The sequence below is a fragment of the Roseibium sp. RP-7 genome, from assembly GCF_053005225.1.
Map to the genome: position 1 here is coordinate 333,993 of NZ_JBRKQA010000004.1, position 16,583 is coordinate 350,575.

The window sequence follows — 16,583 nt, forward strand, 5'->3', positions numbered from 1 at the left end:
AAAACATGTGTCACTTCAACATGCCCTGACTGTCGAGATAGGAGGTCAGGGTCTCATAGACGTTCTGGGCATTGTCGGAGCGCGCGGCCACCTTGGCCCACTGGTCCATCGCGATCCTGCGGAACTTCGCCCGTTCTTCTGCCGACCAGTTGTGAACGGTGATGTTCGGGTCAGCAGTCGCTTCCGCATAGGTCTTCAGGTCGTTCATCGACAAGATGGCAACCGCATCCTGGGCAAAGTCACGAACGGAGACTGTCAGGATTTCCTGAAGATCAGAGGGAAGGGCGTTCCATTTGTCGAGGTTCATGGAAACTTCCACCAGAGGCATGGAATGGAACCCCGGATAGACCGGGTGTTCGGCAACCTTGTGCAGGCCCTGCTGGTGATTGGTTGAAAAGACGGTGGAATCCGCAGCGTCGATAACGCCCTTGTCGAGCGCTGTGTAAACCTCGGAATAGGGCAGGTTGACCGGAACCGCGCCGGCGGCTGCGAAGACTTCCTGAATGAGGCCTTCCGGGGCCCGTACCTTAAGGCCTTTCAGGTCATCGACCCCGTCCAGAGGACGTTTGGAAACGAAACCTTCAAGCCCCGTGGTGGTGGCGCCGATGAAATGAAGACCATACGGCTCCTCAAGCGCGTTCATCAGCTCATAGCCACCGCCGTAGTTGATGAAGCGGAACATTTCGTCGGGTGCCGCCCAGGCGCCGATGGGGTTTGCGATCAGCCCGAACGCAGGATCCTTGCCGGAGAAATAGCTGACGTCGGTGATGTGGCCGTCCAGAATGCCATTGCCGACTGCGTCCTGGGTTTCATTGTATTCGACAACCGAGCCAACCGGCAGAAGCTCGATCGACAACCGGCCGCCTGACATCAGTTTTACACGTTCTGTCCAGGCCTGCTGGATGGCGAAGTTCGGGTTTCCGGCCGGATCGACCGACTGGAATGTCAATTCGAAATCCTGTGCGACGACCGAGGTGCTGCTGAACATGCACGCTGCGATGAACGTCTTGAAAAACGTCACTTTCATACTTTCCTCCCTGAATTGGACATGTTTGGTGATCCCATGTCCTCGGATCATGTTGCGGGTTGCTGGTCCCGCAGGAGCTTTGCGTCAGGCCGCCCCGCTGAGAGCTGGCGTGACCGGTGAATTGACGAGGTTGCGAAGGCGGCCCTCGCGCAGGAACTGCATGGCCGTTTCCACCGAAAGGCGCCGCGCGTCGGCGACGCTTTCCGGGCTGGACCAGGCCGCATGGGGTGTCACGAACAAGCGCTCGCCGACGATCGGATCGGCGCCATTGGCATAGGCAAGGGCGATTTCATCGGATTTGGAAGGCGGCTCGACCGGAAGCACGTCGATCCCGGCACCTGCGATCGTTTGCTGTCGCAAGGCGTCCAGAAGCGCGTTCACGTCGATGATCGCGCCGCGTGCCGTGTTGATCAGAATTGCGTGCGGCTGCATCATCGACAGTCGCTCGGCGTTGATCATGTTGCGGGTCTCCGCCGTCAGCGGACAATGCAGGCTGACGACATCGCTTTGGGACAGCAGCTCTTCGAGATGGTCGCACCGGTCGACGCCTGCGGCGATCTCGGTACCCCGGGACACCAACGGATCATATGCCAGAACACGCATGCCGAAGGCCTTGGCCCGAAGCGCCGTGGCAATGCCGATCCGTCCGAGGCCGATCACGCCGAACGTCTTGCCGCGCAAGCGCGCCAGCAGTGGCGCCCGGGCATGGTCAAACCCGTCTTGGGGCGATTGCATGAGGTTGCGGTGGTAGCTGGCGATACCGCGCCGCATGGTGAGCATCAGGGCAATGGCATGATCGGCAACTTCGCTGGTGCCGTAGTCCGGTGTATTGCACACCGGAATGCCTGCATTGGCGGCTGCATGAAGGTCGATGTGGTCAAATCCGACACCGGCTCTCACAATGATCTTGCACCGGTCCAGCTTTGAAATGAGCTGGGGTGAAACCGGCATTTCATGCCAGACCACCATCGCATCACACGACCGCAGAACCTCTTCAGGCAACTGCTCGGGAGAGCGCTCGCGGTAAATATCCCAGTCCACATCGTCACCCGCCGTGGCCCGTTCGATCAAGGCATCGTCTGGGTATTGGGCATCAGGGGTCAGGAGACGCAGGCGGGACATGAAATACCTCTTGAACTTCAAAGTGCATTTTGTGTTTGCATTGGCCCTTCTAGAATTCTAGAATTTATTCGAATGTCAAACAAATTTTTGAAACTATGAAAAAAGCAAGGTTTTTGGCGATTACAGGTCTGCTAGACCGTGGTGTAGTGAGCCAGGTGGATGCGAGGAGAAGAGAGTGTCGCTAACCCAGGAAGCCAGCGAGCGCATTCGCGATGCGATCGTGTCCGGTAAATTTGAATTCGGTGAGCGGCTCTCGGAAGAGCAAATCGCAAGAGCGCTCGGGATGAGCAAGGCACCGGTTCGAGCCGCCTTCATGGAATTGCGTGACATGGGTCTGGTGACCATTGTCCCACAGGCTGGAACCTACGTGTTTACGCCTTCGCGAAAAGACGTCGAGGAAATGAGCCAATTCCGGGCCATGCTAGAAAAGGAAGCTCTCCAGATGGCGCTGGAGCGGAACCGAAGTGGGCTGGTGCAACAGTTGTCCGCCGCCATTTCCCAGATGGACCACGCGATAGAAAGTGGCGACCGGCTGCGCTACAGCACGGCCGACAGCGCGTTTCATCGGGTCATTCTTCAGATTGCCGGAAACAGGTATCTTGAAAAGGCCTATGATCTGACCGCAACTGCTCTGGCCGCGCTGAGAGCACGCCTTCAGTCAGGCGAAGGCGACTACTGGCACCGCTCCTACGCCGAGCACACCCGCATGCGCGACCTGATCGATCAAGGCGAATTCGACGCCGCTCACGCACTCCTGCAAGAGCATATCCTGATCATCAATCGATCCCTGGCCCTGCCGGATACCAACACCCAGGTCCGCCAGAAAGCACAGCTGCGCTCGGACCAGGAGTGCCAGGAATTGCTTCTTCAAAGTCAGGGATGACTGTCTTCGGTGAGTAGCCGCAATTTTTGCGGCTAAGCGCTTGCGACAAGCCCGGCGATAGTCGCGGCGCCCTGACCTCAATAGCGAGGGTCTTTTGGGGAACAGATCATTCAGAATCTGACCCTGGCCGTCGGACGACCAACAGTTTTCCCGCATCTCCGCTGCCGCAGAAAAAGCGATCACCGCCATCGGATTCAAGTCCCGAGACGCCGGAACCCGATGGCATTTGCAAACACTCCAGCACATCTCCAGTCGTGGCATTGATGTGCCGGATATCGCTTTCGCCGTCCTGCCAGGTGCCGTGCCAAAGCTCGCCATCCACCCATGTGACGCCGGTTACGAAGCGATCCGATTCAATTGTACGATGAACCTTGCCGCTTTCTGGATCCACCTGGTGGATCTTGCGGCCCCGATGCTGTCCAACCCAAAGGAACCCCTCGGCCCAAGCCAGTCCCGAATGCCCGCCGTCACCGGGGGTCGGTATCGTGGCCAGCACTTCTCCGGTTGTGGGGTCGATCTTGTTGATCGCATCATCGGCAATCTGGAACAGATGAGTTCCATCGAAGGCGGTACCGGCATCGGCGGCGGTCGCGATCGATCCCGTAATCTCTCCACTTTCCGGATCAAGCGCATTTAGTCTGTCTCCGGACGCGAACCAGACCCGCTCGCGACCAAAGCTGACCCCGGCAATGTCATCGATGCCGGGGAAGGGGCCGAACTCCCGGATGATCTCTGCTGTTCTATGTTTCATGTGGCAATTCTAACCGGTGGTGATTGCATGGGGGAGTAACAAACTTGTCGGGAATCCGGGAACACTCGATAGGATCCAGCGGCAGGCCCGCCCTCGTCCGAAGGAACGAACTTTCCCGGCAAGAGCAAGGTCTTCAAGCTTCCTTTGAACCGTGCGTGGACTTACGCCGAGTGCCATGGCCAGCGCAGAACTCGACCAGGCCTCGCCGTCCGCGAGCAGCGCCAGCACCTCCGGGTGGTCGCTTTCCACCGGCGGCGCCAGCACGGCAACCTGGTGAGCGCCGTACAGCTTGAGAGCAAAGCCCAGGCTCGTTGACCTTACCGCGGCGACGGGTTTGATGACCTTGCGAAGGCGGGCAATCTCGACACGCAACCTCGCCCGGTGCGAATCGTCCACATGCTTTGCCCCGAAGGCGTGCATGAGAAGGTTTTCGCGCGAAACATCTTCCGGCCAGACCTCTGCCAACGCCCGGGCCAGAGCAAGCAGGACTGGACGGCGGTCGAGTGAGATCAACTTTTCCCCAAGCCTCACAGCATTTCGGCAGGTATCTACAATAAACGTATCGGAGGCAACCAGAGCCTCGACCCGGTCAAGCTGCAGCAAGTCTTGCCTGTCGCGAGAGACAAGACGGGCGGCCGGTGCCTCCAGCGCATGCCTTGCCTTTTCAACCTCGGCCTTGAGGGAGGGAATACCGGCATCGCGGGCAGCACGCGCTGCCTGCTGGAGTGCGGCTCGTGCAGGCCCTGTCCGGATTTGTCGCATGGCTATGCCGGCGACCACAAGACCGTAGCCGGCTCGAGACGCAGGCGGCAAGACGTCGATGTCGATGCTGTCGAGTGTCCTCTGGGCATCTTCGAGCCGGCCGATGAGCAGAAGCTGACGGGCTTCGAGATAGCCGGCATGTGCGGCATTCACCTGGTCACCACCGGCTTCGAGCGTCGCGCGTGTTGCACCGAGCGTTTGAAACGAACGGCCGAGGTCGCGGCAAACCAAAGCGATCTCGGCTTCGGCAACCATGCAGCGTGCACGCGCCATCGGCTCATCCGGCCCGAAGGCGCGGGCCGCATCCTTCAGCAGCTCTCTGGCGCGCGCAAGGTCGCCGAGCTGGGCCATGGCAATGCCGCGCAACGCCAATGCCGGCGCGTCGTTGCGCAGTGCCACCCGTTTCAATACCGCCAGAGGATCTCCGGACGAAAGGGCGCGCGCCGCCGCGGCGATCAGCATGTCCATGGAAATCCCGCCAAACTTGTAACTCTCACCCGCCCCGTCTCCGCATCTATGTCTTTGCTCACCGGGCGATGGTCGCAAACGCCGGATCATACGGAGGACCGATAATGACGATGTTTGCAGGTACAGGGAAGACACAAGGACCCTCTGGTCACCACCGCGACACAGCAGGGTGCCTTCGGCTGGCCGCCGCGCCAACCTTTGGCTCAATGGCATGGATTTCCGCAACCGGAGTGCAGGGGTGGGAGATCTGTTCATCCGTTCCAGGCTTCCTGCCTGTGAATGACATGACCCTGATGTACGTCCTGATGGGCCTGTTCCACCTGCCGCCCTGGCTCAGGCTGATGTCCGCCCGCTCGCGGCGCTTCGATATCCCCACCACCCAAACTGAAGGAGAATGATCATGCAAAACGCGGTTGTTTCACATGAAGACTGGCTCGCCGCCCGGCGGGACTTGCTGCAAAAGGAAAAGGAACTCACGCACCTGCGCGACAGTGTCGCCAGCGAGCGCCTTGCCTTGCCGTGGGAACGCATCGAGAAGGACTATGTCTTCGATACACTTGACGGCCCGCGCTCGCTTGCCGGGCTTTTCGAGGGACGGTCTCAGCTCGTGGTACAGCATTTCATGTTTGCGCCGGGATGGAAGGAAGGCTGCCCGAGCTGTTCTTTCATGGCCGACCACACCGACGGCATGAACCTGCATCTTGCCAATCATGACGTGACCATGATTGCTGTCTCCCGCGCACCCCTGGCCGATATCGAACGCTACCGCAAACGCATGGGCTGGACGTTCGGATGGGTCTCGTCCTTCGGAAGCGACTTCAACTACGACTTCCAGGTCAGTTTCACCCCCGAGGAAGTCGCCAGCGGGCACATCGACTACAATTTCGGCGGCTGGAACATGACGGGCGAGGAATGGCCCGGCGTCAGCGCCTTCATCAAGAACGAGGCCGGCGAAGTTTTTCGCACATATTCGACCTACGGACGCGGTGTCGAAGTGATGATGGGCACTTATGCCATGCTCGACCTGACGCCCAAGGGGCGCAATGAGGCGAGGGGAATGGACTGGGTGCGCCGACACGATCGCTACGAATAAGCACCTGGGAATTGAGTGCGCAATGCATGTCGGCATCGCCGGAAAAGGTAAGATCGCCGGGCCTGCACAGGCCCGGCAATTTGCAAATTAGCCTCTAGGCCCACCGGCTTCTTTCCGGACAGCTGCGACCAGGGCGAACGGCTGATTGGAAGCGGACGACCTGAGGCAAACCATCGCTGCGGCCAGCGTGCCATCACGGCGACCACAGTCGAAATCCTGAGCGCCGCTCGGGACGTCTAAACCAATCATCTCGTCATTCCGGAAAGACATTGCCTGAAACCCTTCGATCCAGCCTCGGAAGGTGCGTGTCACACCGACTGCGGATAAGGCCGACCTAACGTGTCCTCGGTCAGAGGCGCAATTTCTTGTTTCAATCGGTAATTCCTGCAGACATTATGTTTCCGGTGACGTTGGGTCACAGCACATCGGGTGGGGGAACATTCATGAGCACAACGGCAACGACGGCGCAGACACTGGACCCACCGCCGGATTCCTGGGTTGCGCCCGGCGCCAGCGACGGCTTTGCCACGGCCGGGTTGATCACACTGCTGCTGCTCCTTTTCCTGGTGATCTACCTCTATGCCGTTTTCGACCGCTACGCGGAGCACAAGGGATCGAGGACGCCGATCCGCACCACGATCCCGACCATGCTGGTGATCGGCCTTGCCTATGATCTGGTGCCGCCCTTGCGGGACGTGAGCCTTCTGTTGCCGTTGACCCTGATTTTTGCCGCCTTTGCCTATGACGTCGTTCTCTGGATGAAGCCGGAACCGGCCGCGGACGAGACATTGCAGGAAGAGGAAACAGCAGCCGCCGAGACCGTTTCGCCAGCCAATGGGACGCCCCCTGCCAAAGAACAACCGATAGCAGAGCAGTCAGTTGCGGATCTGCAGACACCGGTCGAAGGAAAAGGAGCCAGCGCATGATCGAGCTCCTCATCACCTGCTTTCCGCTGTTGCTGCGTATGGCCTATCTGCGCTGGCGGGGACGCCCCGTGACGCTCTACAACGTCCACCGCGCACTGTTCGTCTGGATTGTGTTGTTCGTCGCGCTGATCTTCACGGTCGAGTATTATCATCCGGACACCCCAAATGCGTTGATCCCCTACCGTGTCGTGCCGATCGTCACCGAACGTGGTGGCACGGTTACCGAAGTGCCCGTTAAAGCCGGTCAAACCGTCAAGGTCGGCGATCTGCTTTTCACGGTCGATGACAGCAGCGAAAAGGCGGCGGTCGCGACCGCCCAGACCGCGGTCGGCGAGGTCAACAGCCAGATCGATGTCGTCAAGGCACAGATCAAGGCAGCCGCTGCCGACCTCGCCCGGACGAAAGCGGCTCTCGACACCGCCAACCTGACCCTGTCGGAGCAGCAGGACCTCAAGGACAAGAACTCGCCCGCCTACACGCTGAACAGGTACGAAAACGCAAAGGCCGCACAGGAGCAGGCAGCCGCCAATGTGAACGCCGCCAACTCCAAGATGGAAGCGCTGCAAGTGCAGCTTGATCAGGTCCTGCCTGCAGAACTGAAATCCGCAGAAGCCGCCCTAGACCAGGCCAACGTCAATCTTGCCAAGACCAAGGTGTATTCGTCGGTTTCCGGCAAGATCGAGCAGCTAACCCTGAATGTCGGCGCTCGCGCCGCGCAGTTCTCGGTTAATCCGGCGATGGTCATCGTGCCGGATCGCGACAAGACCGATCCCATTGAAATCGTCGCTGGTTTCAGCCAGACAAACAGCGCGGTTCTGCATGTCGGCATGCCTGCGGAGGTCGCCTGCGAGAACAACATCAACAGCGGCATGGCGAACACGGTGCTGGCAGCGCGCATCGTCCGCATCCAGGACGTTATCGCGACCGGCCAGCTCGGTCCGACCGGCGTCCTGATGCAGCCGTCAGACCGTCGCGGCCCCGGTGACCTTGTCGTACATGTTCGGCTCGAATATCCCGAACAGAACGCTCTCTTGGTTGATGGTGCCAGATGCCTGGTACAGGCCTATACCACCCATATTTCCGGCTCGCTTCAGGGCACCTTCATGGGTGGCATCATCCAGGCCTGGGCGCTGGAAAAGGCGTTGATCATGCGGATGAAGGTCTGGATCATGCTCTTCGCTGGAACGGGACTGATCGGCGGAGATTGAGTTGGCAGAAAAACGTCAGATCCGTGACGCGATGATCGATGTCATCCGCACGGACAGCGCAAATTGAACTTGTTGGCCAACTGCGGGCATTCCCCGCTGATGATTGCGTCCGGTTTCCGGATCCTGACGAGAGCCGCCGAAAGACTGATATGGGGACGCTTTGCCGGCTGGCAGGCGCCGATGGCACCAACCGCGTGCGCAACGAAACCTTTGGTGCAGTGTCAAATGTGATGCCGGTAAAGGTCCTGGGATCTGTTCAGGTGCGAGCGCATTGCGCTTTCGGCCTCTTCAGCAACGCCGCCTTCGATGCACTCGACGATTTTCGAATGCTCGGCAAGCGTGACGTTCTCCCGTCCCGACCAGATCAAAAGGTCCGTATGATAATTGAACAGCCAGTTGAGCATGGCGTCACTCACTGCTGCAAAAATCGGATTACCTGAGATCGAGGCGATCTTGCTATGAAACGCGATGTCGGCCTTGATGAAGTCGGACGGACTGTCGAGCATGTCCTCTTGATGGCTTATGAGGTGTTTGAGCTCGGAAATGTCCTCGGGCGTTGCCATTTCCGTCGCGATCCTGACCATGCCGACTTCAAACAGTCTACGCGCCTGCTTCAGGTGCTCCAGATTGTCCGAAGACGCAGACAGCAGCATGCGTGCCACCATATCCATCTGCCGAAACGCAAGATCGGCCGAAAGCTCACTGACCCTGGAGCGCTCACCCTGCGAGATCGAAATGAGACCCTGGGTGTGCATCGTCTGCATGGCCTCGCGCACCGCGGGCCGGCCGACGCCGAAACGTTGCATCAGTTCACGCTCAGACGGCATGGGATCACCGGGTCCAAGCTCACCCCGTACAATCATTTCACGCAATCGATCGAAAACCTGATCGGAGAGTTTTCGCCGGACAATCTTGTCGTCACCGGCCCCCAAGCCGTTCCAGTTTTCCATGACCCGCCAATCTGATCTCTTCATTGTTGGGGTGTCTGAACGTCGCGACAAGCACGGCGTCAAATTCGCCAGCGGCTTCAACACCCTTGGGAAGACTTATAGCCGGATAACTTCAAATGGACCAAACGTCCTGCGTTCACCAAAGCCAATTTCCAGTTCCCGATTTGTCAGATTTGCAGCAAACCGCAAGACCTCACCGTCCTTCTCCACACAAAGAGCAGCTACGCTGGCTGGTGTTTCATCGTTGCAATCGATGACATCTCCTTCGCTTAGCCCAGCAAGGAGCGAGACAACTTCACCAACAGGCAGAAGAGATCCGCTTTCTGTGTCCACGATTCCTCTCGAGCCTGTGAAACTGGCCGGGATCCATTGGCGGATATCAGCCGTGGCAACTGCGGAAGCGTACCCCATGGTCCAGACAGCGGCGAAAAGGCCGCGCTGACGCGGATCGTCGTGGGTCATGCAGATGCGCTCGTTCCCGGGATTGGCGAATGTCTGCGAACCGTAAGGATTCTGGCGCATGCCGATGGTTGTCGGTCCCAGTCTGTATTCCTTGTCCTTGCCGATGATCGCACGGGCAGTGCGCGTGATGTGCGGCAGGGTCTCAAGTGTTTCGAGAACACTCTCGTCATCAGCAGCATGGACAATCGGATTGGTCGCGTGGGTCACGAAATCAAGCAACGACACCGGAGGTCGCTTGCGGTTCAACTCGGTGAAATAACTGAACATGCCGCCCCCGAGCCTCATGCCGGGGAAGCAGTTTCTTGCAGCCGTATAGATGTCCGCCAGGGGAGGACATTGCGGCCATTCGCTTCCAGGTGGTGTCGATTGTCGGTCAACGGAAGGACAGACCGCAATGGAAGCCAACTCGAGCCCGCTTCGATCAATCATGTCGGCAAGGTTTTGAAACTCGGCCAAGAGGTCTCCCTTACAGGAAACCACATATTCAAGTTCATAAGACGCCGGGAAACGAACTTGCAGCTCCCTGAAACCCTCGAGCGCCTCCTGCCCACGCAAAGCAGTGGGATCAAGGTGACACAGGATTGCTGGAGGGTTCACTTTCCTCAGGAGTTCAATGTGACTGATGGCAGACTTCAGGTCTTCCGGGCTGATCAACAAACCGATGCGCGGAAACCTGCTTTTTGTTTTCTTTCCCGCTTTAAGTTCGACACCCCCGGTGGAGGTGCTTAGCGGTGTTCTGGTCGATGGGGCAGTCTCGTTTGCAAGATTTTCTATCTGAAGGGTAATCGACTGCTCGACCTCATTGCCCGCTTCAATGACATATGGCCACGGAAGCGCCAGGGGTCTCACATAGGTCTTGTAGGAAGCGTCTGACCAGTTGCGCTGGTCCTCCATTTCGAACGTGTCGCCGTCCATCTGGCATCGGGCCTTCAAGTGCGGCGCAGGTGCGTGGGTCAGCGACCGGATGGACTTGAACGGTTGCCAGGGATCTATGAGGTCTGGAAACCTGGTTTGGACGACCGAACCATCACAATGCTCCACTTCGACAGGTTCACCGGCTACTCCATTGATCGGATGCAGCACCGTGAAACCACAGCGGTTGGTTTCGAAGGCGCTGTCGGCAACAGCCGAGGAGGCAAATCTCAAGGAACCGGTTTCCGTGCCGGTGATACGTGCTGTGACGTTGAGACCCGCCCCCTGGTTTTTGTAGCGGGAAACATAGGAAATCTCGAACTTCCCAGGCTCTTCCAGAACAACGAGATCGGAGATGGCTCCGGCCAGCGTGCCCCAGTCCTTGTCACGCACCACGTAGGAAATAGCGCGCAGCACTTCGTGGCCCTCGAAACGGACGTAGCGCAGGTTTCCGTTTTCCAGCCGTACTTCCAACGGTCCTGCGCGCAATATCCGGAAAGGCTCCGGCGCACTTTCCGTTCCATACAGGCGCATGCGGCTCACGGCACTCATCTCAGGCGCTGCCCAGTATGATTGTTCGGCTGTTCCCGGCGGCGGAAAGATACGCAGCCTCGACCAGTTCCAGCGTCTTCAGGTTGTCCGTTCCAGATGTTTCTGGCGTGCTGGCAGTATTCAGGCAATCGATGAAGTGCCGTTGAATGTTGTAGACACTTTCTTGAATGTTGTGCCAGGGGCGCTCCGCCCAGGAAAGCAATGGGGGTGAAACATCCAGTTCCCTGGTGCCGGACGCATTGTGCAACACCAGCCTGTAATCAGGCATCAGCCTCAGCGTCCCTTCACTGCCATCCACTTCAAGAAGGCTTTCCGGAAAGCTTTCCCGGGACAGCCGTGATGCATAACTGCAGTCGACAACACTGGTGACGCCGCTTTCATGAACCAGCATCATGGTGGCAACGTCTTCCGCCTTTATTGCCGGATTGACCCGCTTGGTGCTTGCCGAGATGGTACGCGCGTCACCGAACAGGAAGCGGGCGATATCCAGGATATGAATCCCAAGGTCCTGGATGATGAAACGGTCATCTGTCGCAAGATACGGCTGGCTGGCATAGACATCATAGGCGGAGCGGAAACTGACCCGCCCCCAGAACGGCGTTCCGATACTTCCCTTTTCGATTTCAGCTTTCGCCGCGCGGATTGCCGACTGCCAGCGAAAGTTCTCGTGCACCATCAGGGTCACGCCGGCCGCAGCAATAGCATCGACCATTGCTGTGGCGTCTTCCAGTGTGTCCGCAAAAGGCTTCTGGCAGATGATGTGCACTTTCGACCTCGCCGCGAGTTCCACCAGCGGCCGATGGGTCTGAACTGTCGTCGCGATGTCGACAAAGTCGAGCTCTTCCGATTCCATGAGCTCGACCGCGTCGGAATAGGTCCTTTCAATGCCAAAGCGTTCGGCCGTTTCCTTCAGGCGTTTGTCGTCGCGATCACACAGCGCGATGATGGCTGCTCCGTCGACATCGGCCCATGCATGCATGTGATTTTGGGCGAAAAAACCGCAGCCGATCAATGCGCCTTTCTTCATGAAATTCTCCTCAAGCTGCCGCGGCCTGCTGCTGTAGTGCCACACGGGCCTGCAGCTTTTGCTGCGCCTGGTCGACAACTACGGCGGCGATGATCACCAGGCCCTTGATAACGGTTTGCCAGAAGGAACTGACCCCCATCATCACGAGTCCGTCGGACAGAACGCCTATCACGAATGCGCCGACAATCGTTCCACCGATCCGTCCGCGTCCACCTGACATGGATGTGCCGCCGAGGACCGCCGCGGCAATCGCGTTGAGTTCGAAGGTCTCACCCGTCGCCGGATGCGAAGCCACCAGCTGTGACGAGATGACAAGGCCGACAATGGCCGCGCAAAAGCCCGAGAACATGTAGACGAACATCTTGACGCGGTTGACCTTCACACCTGAGAGGGCGGCTGCCTTCTCGTTGCCGCCAACCGCATAGATGTGCCGTCCCAGTGGCGTTCGGCCTGCTATATACGCGGCGATCAATCCGACAGCTATCAAGAGCCAGATGGACACCGGGATACCGAGAAAGCTACCCGTGCCGAGGATGTAGAAACCCGTTGATCCATAGGCCTCCTTGCCGACGAGGTTTGGAAACGTCGCCCCGTCAGAGGAAAGCAGCGCTAGCCCGCGTGCCACGTAAAGCGTTCCGAGCGTCGCGATGAAAGGTGCCACATTGAGACGCGTTATCAGCACCCCATTTATCGCTCCCACGAAAACACCGACGGCGAGCGTGATGAGAATGATCTCGAAGATATTGAAATAGAGCGAGTACCCGATCCCCAGATCGACACCGTTGAGAATGAGATAGCCGGCCACCATTCCGCAAAGGCCGACAATCGACCCGACCGAGAGATCGATCCCGCCGGTAATGATGACGAAGGTCATGCCGATCGCCAGAAACGCGTTCAGCGCCACGTGCTTGGACATGATGACGAAATTCGCGGTGCTGAGGAAATTCGGAGCCGCAAACGAGAAGAACGCAAACACCGCAATCAGGGCGATGAAGGTCCTGAGCTTCAGGAGCAGCAGGATCATTGGTTGTCCGCCGGAGGTGCCTGAAGGCTGCATGGTGGTGACTGATGTCATCCGTTACTTCTCCCAATGAAATGACCTGCTTCGGAGGCAGGAGCGTGCCCGATCGCAGACGCCGCGATTATCTGTTCTTCCCGCACGTCGGCGCCCTCAAACTCGCCCGTAATGCTGCCGTTCGACATCACGATGATCCGGTCGGACAGGGACATGACCTCCTCAAGATCCGAGGTGACGAACAGAATTCCCAGTCCTTCAGCCGCAAGCCGCCGCATGGTGCGAAAGACCTCGGCCTTTGCGCCAATGTCGATACCGCGGCTCGGCTCGTCCATGAGCAGAACCTTTGGCGAGGTCATCAGAGCCTTGCCGATCACGACTTTCTGCTGGTTGCCTCCCGAAAGAGAGCTGACCGGGTTTTCCATGCTGGCAATCTTGATGGCCAGGTCCTTCACGAACCGCTTCACCGTCTCCCGCTCTGCCTTGAGGCTGAGGTGAATGCCCTTCACGAACCTGCCGAGGCTCGACAAAGACATGTTCTCCCGGATCGGCAGGATCTGGATCAGACCTTCCGACTTCCTGTCTTCGGGGATTAGCGCCAGCCCGCGTCCGATACGCCCAGCAACGTCCGGTTCGTTCAGATGGCGTCCCTCGACGTAGAAGTCCCCTGTGCAATGGGGATGCTGGGCCATGATGCACTCGAACAATTCGGAGCGCCCCGCGCCCATGAGGCCGTAGATGCCGACAATCTCGCCAGCCCGCAGGGACAACGACACGTCATCGACAACGAACTTTCCCGTCCGGCCCATCAGGCTGATGTTCTCGCAGCGAAACACTTCGTCGCCGAAGTCATGATCGACCGTCTTGGCGAAGTCCTTTGACGCTGCACCGATCATGTTCTGCACGATCCAGGGCACATCGACGCCGTCCATGCTCCTGGCACCGGTTCGTGCACCGTCCCTGAGCACCGTGATGTAGTCGCCTATCCGGATCAGTTCCTCCAGGCGGTGCGAAATGTAGACGATGCCGACACCGCGTTTCTTGAGGTCCGCGATGACCCGGAAGAGGATTTCGACTTCTGCCGCACTGAGGGCAGATGTCGGTTCATCCATGATCAGGATCCGGGCATCCTGGGCCAGCGCCTTGGCGATCTCGACGATCTGCTGCTCCCCGATGCGAAGGTCGGACACCATCGCATCGGGCGAAATGTCGTGCTCGAGACGCTGCATCAACGCTGCGGCTTCCGACCTCTGGTCGCTGGCGGCGATATCCACTCCGGCGCGGGTCTTTTCCCGTGCGATAAAGATATTGTCGGCAACCGACATGTTGGGAAACAGGTTGAGTTCCTGGAAGACGATGCCGATCCCGTGTGCCGCGGCCGTGCGCGTATCGGGGAAAGAGACCTTTTTCTCTCCCATCAGAATATCGCCCGAGGTCAGCTGCTCGACGCCGGCGATCACTTTCATCAAGGTGGATTTGCCAGCGCCGTTTTCGCCAACGAGCACATTCACTGCGCCAAGCCGGACATCGAAGTCCACGTCCTTCAGCGCGTGTGTACCTGGATAGACCTTGTTGGCGGCGCGCACGGACAAGCCGATCTGGTGCATTGCTTCTGTCATGACCCACCAATTTTTGTCTCAACGGGTGTGATCAGGTACGGCGGACCATCACCGCGCACCGTAAAGGCACCAAGCACGTCAACCGTCTTGCCCACGAGATCGTCGCGGGGCAAATCTTTCAGAGCGCTTTCGTAAGCGCGTGTATTCAGGGAGCGGGAGAGCTGGGCGAACTCTATCTGATCGGTAAATGAGGAGAAATCTACAAAGGGAAGGATGTCCCGGAGTGCTGTTCCGCGGATCACCGGACCAAGCTGCAGGATAACATCTGCCTTGCCATCAGCGGTGACGTCCACTTCCGCGGTGGCAGCACGCGTATCGGTCTTGGCCGCCAAGATTGTGCCCTGTACCCGGGCTGCAAAGTTCCAGGGACTTCCCTCGCTGGACGGACGATAACCATGTGCTTCGCCGGCGACGTCAACATCTCCTGCGATCGCATCGCCGAGAACGGCCATGTCGGTCGCCGTTTGCTGAATATGTGGCAAAACCTGTTTGGCCCAGATGTCGGCGACAAGGGCATCCATGTCGCCGCCCGGATCGCTTGAAACGACTTGCTGGGCCTGACCGTCACCGTCATTCGTGGCAACGTGCTTTTCGAGTTTGCAGCCGCCCAGGCCGGCGGCAACTGCAAAAACTAACAACAGGGAAGGAACTGCGCCGCGATCCACTGTGCAACCTCCTTGAACAGAACCCTTCCCGGCGGTATCCGGCAGGGCTTTTTCAGGTTTTCGTGGGAAAGATCACACCGCGGCGGGGCATCCGCCGCAGTGTGACACAGGGCCTAGTTCAGCGCGAAAGTCTCAAGGCTACCTGCATTCGAACCATTGATCAGGACGCAATCCATCAATTGCTTTTCGTCCTGACCGGTCGATCCTGTCTTCAGGTACTGGTCAGCCTGCTCCACTGCGATCTGGGCCTGCCGGTAGGCTGGTTGCAGCACGGTTGCCTTGATGCCGCCTTCCAGAATGGAGTCGCGTACGTCGTTGCTGCCATCAAAACCGACAACGATCACATCTGTCCGCCCGGCTGCCTTGAGAGCCGCCCAGGCTCCCATGGCCATGGTGTCATTGCCTGAAATGACACCTTTGATCTCGGGGTTGGCCTGAAGGATGGTTTCCATCTTTTCGTAGGCTTCGGTCTGGCTCCAGTTGGCTGATTGCTGGGCAACCATCTCCAGATCGGGGTACTGGTCAATCACATCATGATAGCCTGCGGAGCGAATTCCGGCATTGGTGTCGGCTTCGCGGCCCAGCAGCTCGGCATACTTGCCTTCTTCGCCCATCAGCTTGACGAACTCCTCCGCGCCCAGCTGTGCTCCCTGGTAGTTGTTGGAGACGATCTGGGAAACGGCAATGCCTGTTTCCTTGATTTCGCGATCGATCAGGAACGACGGAATGCCGGCTTCTTTCGCGCGGCGGACTGGAGCGACAGTCGCATCCGCACCGGCATTGTCCAGGATGATCGCCTTGGCACCACGGGCAATTGCCGTATCGAAGAGCTGATTCTGCTTGTTCGGATCGTCATCGTGGACCAGCACGAGTGTGTCATAGCCGAGGTCTTCGGCACGTTTCTGCGCGCCTTCAGCTTCCGCCTTGAAAAACGGGTTGTCATGCGACGGTGTGATGATTGCAATGAGGTCGGCTGCGGAAGCGTAAGCGGGTGCAAGCAGGGTAGCTGCAACAGCAGCGCTGGCAAGCAGGATTCGTCTCGTGAATTTCATGTTGTCCTCCCAACAATAGGTTCAATCTCGTGCCAGGTCCCGCGGGGTCCCTCCAAGACCCCGACGGCACCAATCTGAACGTTCGCCAT

At 58.6% G+C, this 16,583-nt stretch carries 16 protein-coding genes; 5 read left to right on the plus strand and 11 right to left on the minus strand.

What is annotated here, in order from left to right:
• Positions 1 to 10 precede the first annotated feature (10 nt).
• Positions 11 to 1,027 (minus strand): TRAP transporter substrate-binding protein, encoded by a 1,017-nt coding sequence (locus tag ACVDG9_RS27800; protein WP_447239559.1) that lies wholly within the window; start codon positions 1,025 to 1,027, stop codon positions 11 to 13.
• Between the two features lie 84 nt (positions 1,028 to 1,111).
• Positions 1,112 to 2,149, minus strand: coding sequence for a C-terminal binding protein (locus ACVDG9_RS27805; RefSeq protein ID WP_447239560.1), 1,038 nt, complete (start codon positions 2,147 to 2,149; stop codon positions 1,112 to 1,114).
• A 175-nt stretch (positions 2,150 to 2,324) separates the two neighbouring features.
• Between ACVDG9_RS27805 and ACVDG9_RS27810 the strand changes: the two genes are divergently transcribed.
• Positions 2,325 to 3,032: a GntR family transcriptional regulator gene (locus ACVDG9_RS27810; protein ID WP_296596446.1), complete on the plus strand. Its 708-nt coding sequence runs from the start codon at positions 2,325 to 2,327 to the stop codon at positions 3,030 to 3,032.
• A gap of 106 nt (positions 3,033 to 3,138) precedes the next feature.
• On the opposite strand, the gene ACVDG9_RS27815 is transcribed toward ACVDG9_RS27810, so the two are convergent.
• Positions 3,139 to 3,783, minus strand: a complete 645-nt coding sequence (locus ACVDG9_RS27815; RefSeq protein ID WP_447239561.1) for an NHL repeat-containing protein — start codon at positions 3,781 to 3,783, stop codon at positions 3,139 to 3,141.
• Between the two features lie 9 nt (positions 3,784 to 3,792).
• Positions 3,793 to 5,013 carry a helix-turn-helix domain-containing protein gene (locus tag ACVDG9_RS27820; RefSeq protein ID WP_447239562.1) on the minus strand — a complete coding sequence of 407 codons (1,221 nt, stop codon included), beginning with the start codon at positions 5,011 to 5,013 and terminating at the stop codon, positions 3,793 to 3,795.
• Between the two features lie 104 nt (positions 5,014 to 5,117).
• Here ACVDG9_RS27820 and ACVDG9_RS27825 point away from each other — a divergent pair, with 104 nt between their 5' ends.
• The 4 genes from ACVDG9_RS27825 (at position 5,118) to ACVDG9_RS27840 (ending at position 8,240) form a co-directional block, all read left to right on the plus strand.
• Entirely contained in the window at positions 5,118 to 5,411 is a 294-nt protein-coding gene (locus ACVDG9_RS27825) for a hypothetical protein (RefSeq protein WP_447239563.1), read from the plus strand.
• 2 nt (positions 5,412 to 5,413) lie between these two features.
• A complete protein-coding gene (locus ACVDG9_RS27830; RefSeq protein WP_447239564.1) occupies positions 5,414 to 6,106 on the plus strand; it encodes a DUF899 domain-containing protein in 693 nt (230 codons plus the stop codon).
• 443 nt (positions 6,107 to 6,549) lie between these two features.
• Positions 6,550 to 7,032 carry a hypothetical protein gene (locus ACVDG9_RS27835; protein WP_447239565.1) on the plus strand — a complete coding sequence of 161 codons (483 nt, stop codon included), beginning with the start codon at positions 6,550 to 6,552 and terminating at the stop codon, positions 7,030 to 7,032.
• Complete coding sequence (locus tag ACVDG9_RS27840) at positions 7,029 to 8,240, plus strand: HlyD family secretion protein (RefSeq protein WP_447239566.1); 1,212 nt, start codon at positions 7,029 to 7,031, stop codon at positions 8,238 to 8,240. Before ACVDG9_RS27835 ends, ACVDG9_RS27840 begins: the two co-directional genes overlap by 4 nt.
• 221 nt (positions 8,241 to 8,461) lie before the next feature.
• Here the strand turns inward: ACVDG9_RS27840 and ACVDG9_RS27845 are convergent, their stop codons facing one another.
• The 7 genes from ACVDG9_RS27845 to ACVDG9_RS27875 all read right to left on the minus strand — a co-directional run bounded on the left by ACVDG9_RS27845 (position 8,462) and on the right by ACVDG9_RS27875 (position 16,494).
• Positions 8,462 to 9,214 (minus strand): transcriptional regulator NanR, encoded by a 753-nt coding sequence (locus ACVDG9_RS27845; protein ID WP_228148160.1) that lies wholly within the window; start codon positions 9,212 to 9,214, stop codon positions 8,462 to 8,464.
• Positions 9,215 to 9,286: 72 nt separating this feature from the next.
• Positions 9,287 to 11,116, minus strand: coding sequence for a D-apionate lactonase (apnL, locus tag ACVDG9_RS27850; protein WP_447239567.1), 1,830 nt, complete (start codon positions 11,114 to 11,116; stop codon positions 9,287 to 9,289).
• Position 11,117: 1 nt separating this feature from the next.
• A complete protein-coding gene (locus ACVDG9_RS27855) occupies positions 11,118 to 12,143 on the minus strand; it encodes a Gfo/Idh/MocA family protein (RefSeq protein ID WP_447239568.1) in 1,026 nt (341 codons plus the stop codon).
• A 10-nt stretch (positions 12,144 to 12,153) separates the two neighbouring features.
• On the minus strand, positions 12,154 to 13,218 hold the full coding sequence (locus ACVDG9_RS27860; RefSeq protein WP_447239570.1) for an ABC transporter permease: 1,065 nt from the start codon (positions 13,216 to 13,218) through the stop codon (positions 12,154 to 12,156).
• Positions 13,215 to 14,777 carry a sugar ABC transporter ATP-binding protein gene (locus tag ACVDG9_RS27865; protein ID WP_447239571.1) on the minus strand — a complete coding sequence of 521 codons (1,563 nt, stop codon included), beginning with the start codon at positions 14,775 to 14,777 and terminating at the stop codon, positions 13,215 to 13,217. The genes ACVDG9_RS27860 and ACVDG9_RS27865 overlap by 4 nt, the downstream gene beginning before the upstream one ends.
• The gene (locus ACVDG9_RS27870) at positions 14,774 to 15,442 is read right to left on the minus strand and encodes a DUF2291 family protein (protein WP_447239572.1); all 669 of its coding nucleotides are present in this window, start codon (positions 15,440 to 15,442) and stop codon (positions 14,774 to 14,776) included. The genes ACVDG9_RS27865 and ACVDG9_RS27870 overlap by 4 nt, the downstream gene beginning before the upstream one ends.
• A gap of 113 nt (positions 15,443 to 15,555) precedes the next feature.
• Complete coding sequence (locus ACVDG9_RS27875) at positions 15,556 to 16,494, minus strand: D-ribose ABC transporter substrate-binding protein (protein WP_152512465.1); 939 nt, start codon at positions 16,492 to 16,494, stop codon at positions 15,556 to 15,558.
• Between the last annotated feature and the right edge of the window lie 89 nt (positions 16,495 to 16,583).

Bases quoted from the DNA above. Each gene is read 5' to 3' on its own strand.
- ACVDG9_RS27800 (WP_447239559.1), bottom strand. From the start codon at position 1,027: ATGAAAGTGACGTTTTTCAAGACGTTCATCGCAGCGTGCATGTTCAGC.
- ACVDG9_RS27805 (WP_447239560.1), bottom strand. From the start codon at position 2,149: ATGTCCCGCCTGCGTCTCCTGACCCCTGATGCCCAATACCCAGACGAT.
- ACVDG9_RS27815 (WP_447239561.1), bottom strand. From the start codon at position 3,783: ATGAAACATAGAACAGCAGAGATCATCCGGGAGTTCGGCCCCTTCCCC.
- ACVDG9_RS27820 (WP_447239562.1), bottom strand. From the start codon at position 5,013: ATGGACATGCTGATCGCCGCGGCGGCGCGCGCCCTTTCGTCCGGAGAT.
- ACVDG9_RS27825 (WP_447239563.1), top strand. From the start codon at position 5,118: ATGACGATGTTTGCAGGTACAGGGAAGACACAAGGACCCTCTGGTCAC.
- ACVDG9_RS27830 (WP_447239564.1), top strand. From the start codon at position 5,414: ATGCAAAACGCGGTTGTTTCACATGAAGACTGGCTCGCCGCCCGGCGG.
- ACVDG9_RS27835 (WP_447239565.1), top strand. From the start codon at position 6,550: ATGAGCACAACGGCAACGACGGCGCAGACACTGGACCCACCGCCGGAT.
- ACVDG9_RS27840 (WP_447239566.1), top strand. From the start codon at position 7,029: ATGATCGAGCTCCTCATCACCTGCTTTCCGCTGTTGCTGCGTATGGCC.
- ACVDG9_RS27845 (WP_228148160.1), bottom strand. From the start codon at position 9,214: ATGAAGAGATCAGATTGGCGGGTCATGGAAAACTGGAACGGCTTGGGG.
- apnL (WP_447239567.1), bottom strand. From the start codon at position 11,116: ATGAGTGCCGTGAGCCGCATGCGCCTGTATGGAACGGAAAGTGCGCCG.
- ACVDG9_RS27855 (WP_447239568.1), bottom strand. From the start codon at position 12,143: ATGAAGAAAGGCGCATTGATCGGCTGCGGTTTTTTCGCCCAAAATCAC.
- ACVDG9_RS27860 (WP_447239570.1), bottom strand. From the start codon at position 13,218: ATGACATCAGTCACCACCATGCAGCCTTCAGGCACCTCCGGCGGACAA.
- ACVDG9_RS27865 (WP_447239571.1), bottom strand. From the start codon at position 14,777: ATGACAGAAGCAATGCACCAGATCGGCTTGTCCGTGCGCGCCGCCAAC.
- ACVDG9_RS27875 (WP_152512465.1), bottom strand. From the start codon at position 16,494: ATGAAATTCACGAGACGAATCCTGCTTGCCAGCGCTGCTGTTGCAGCT.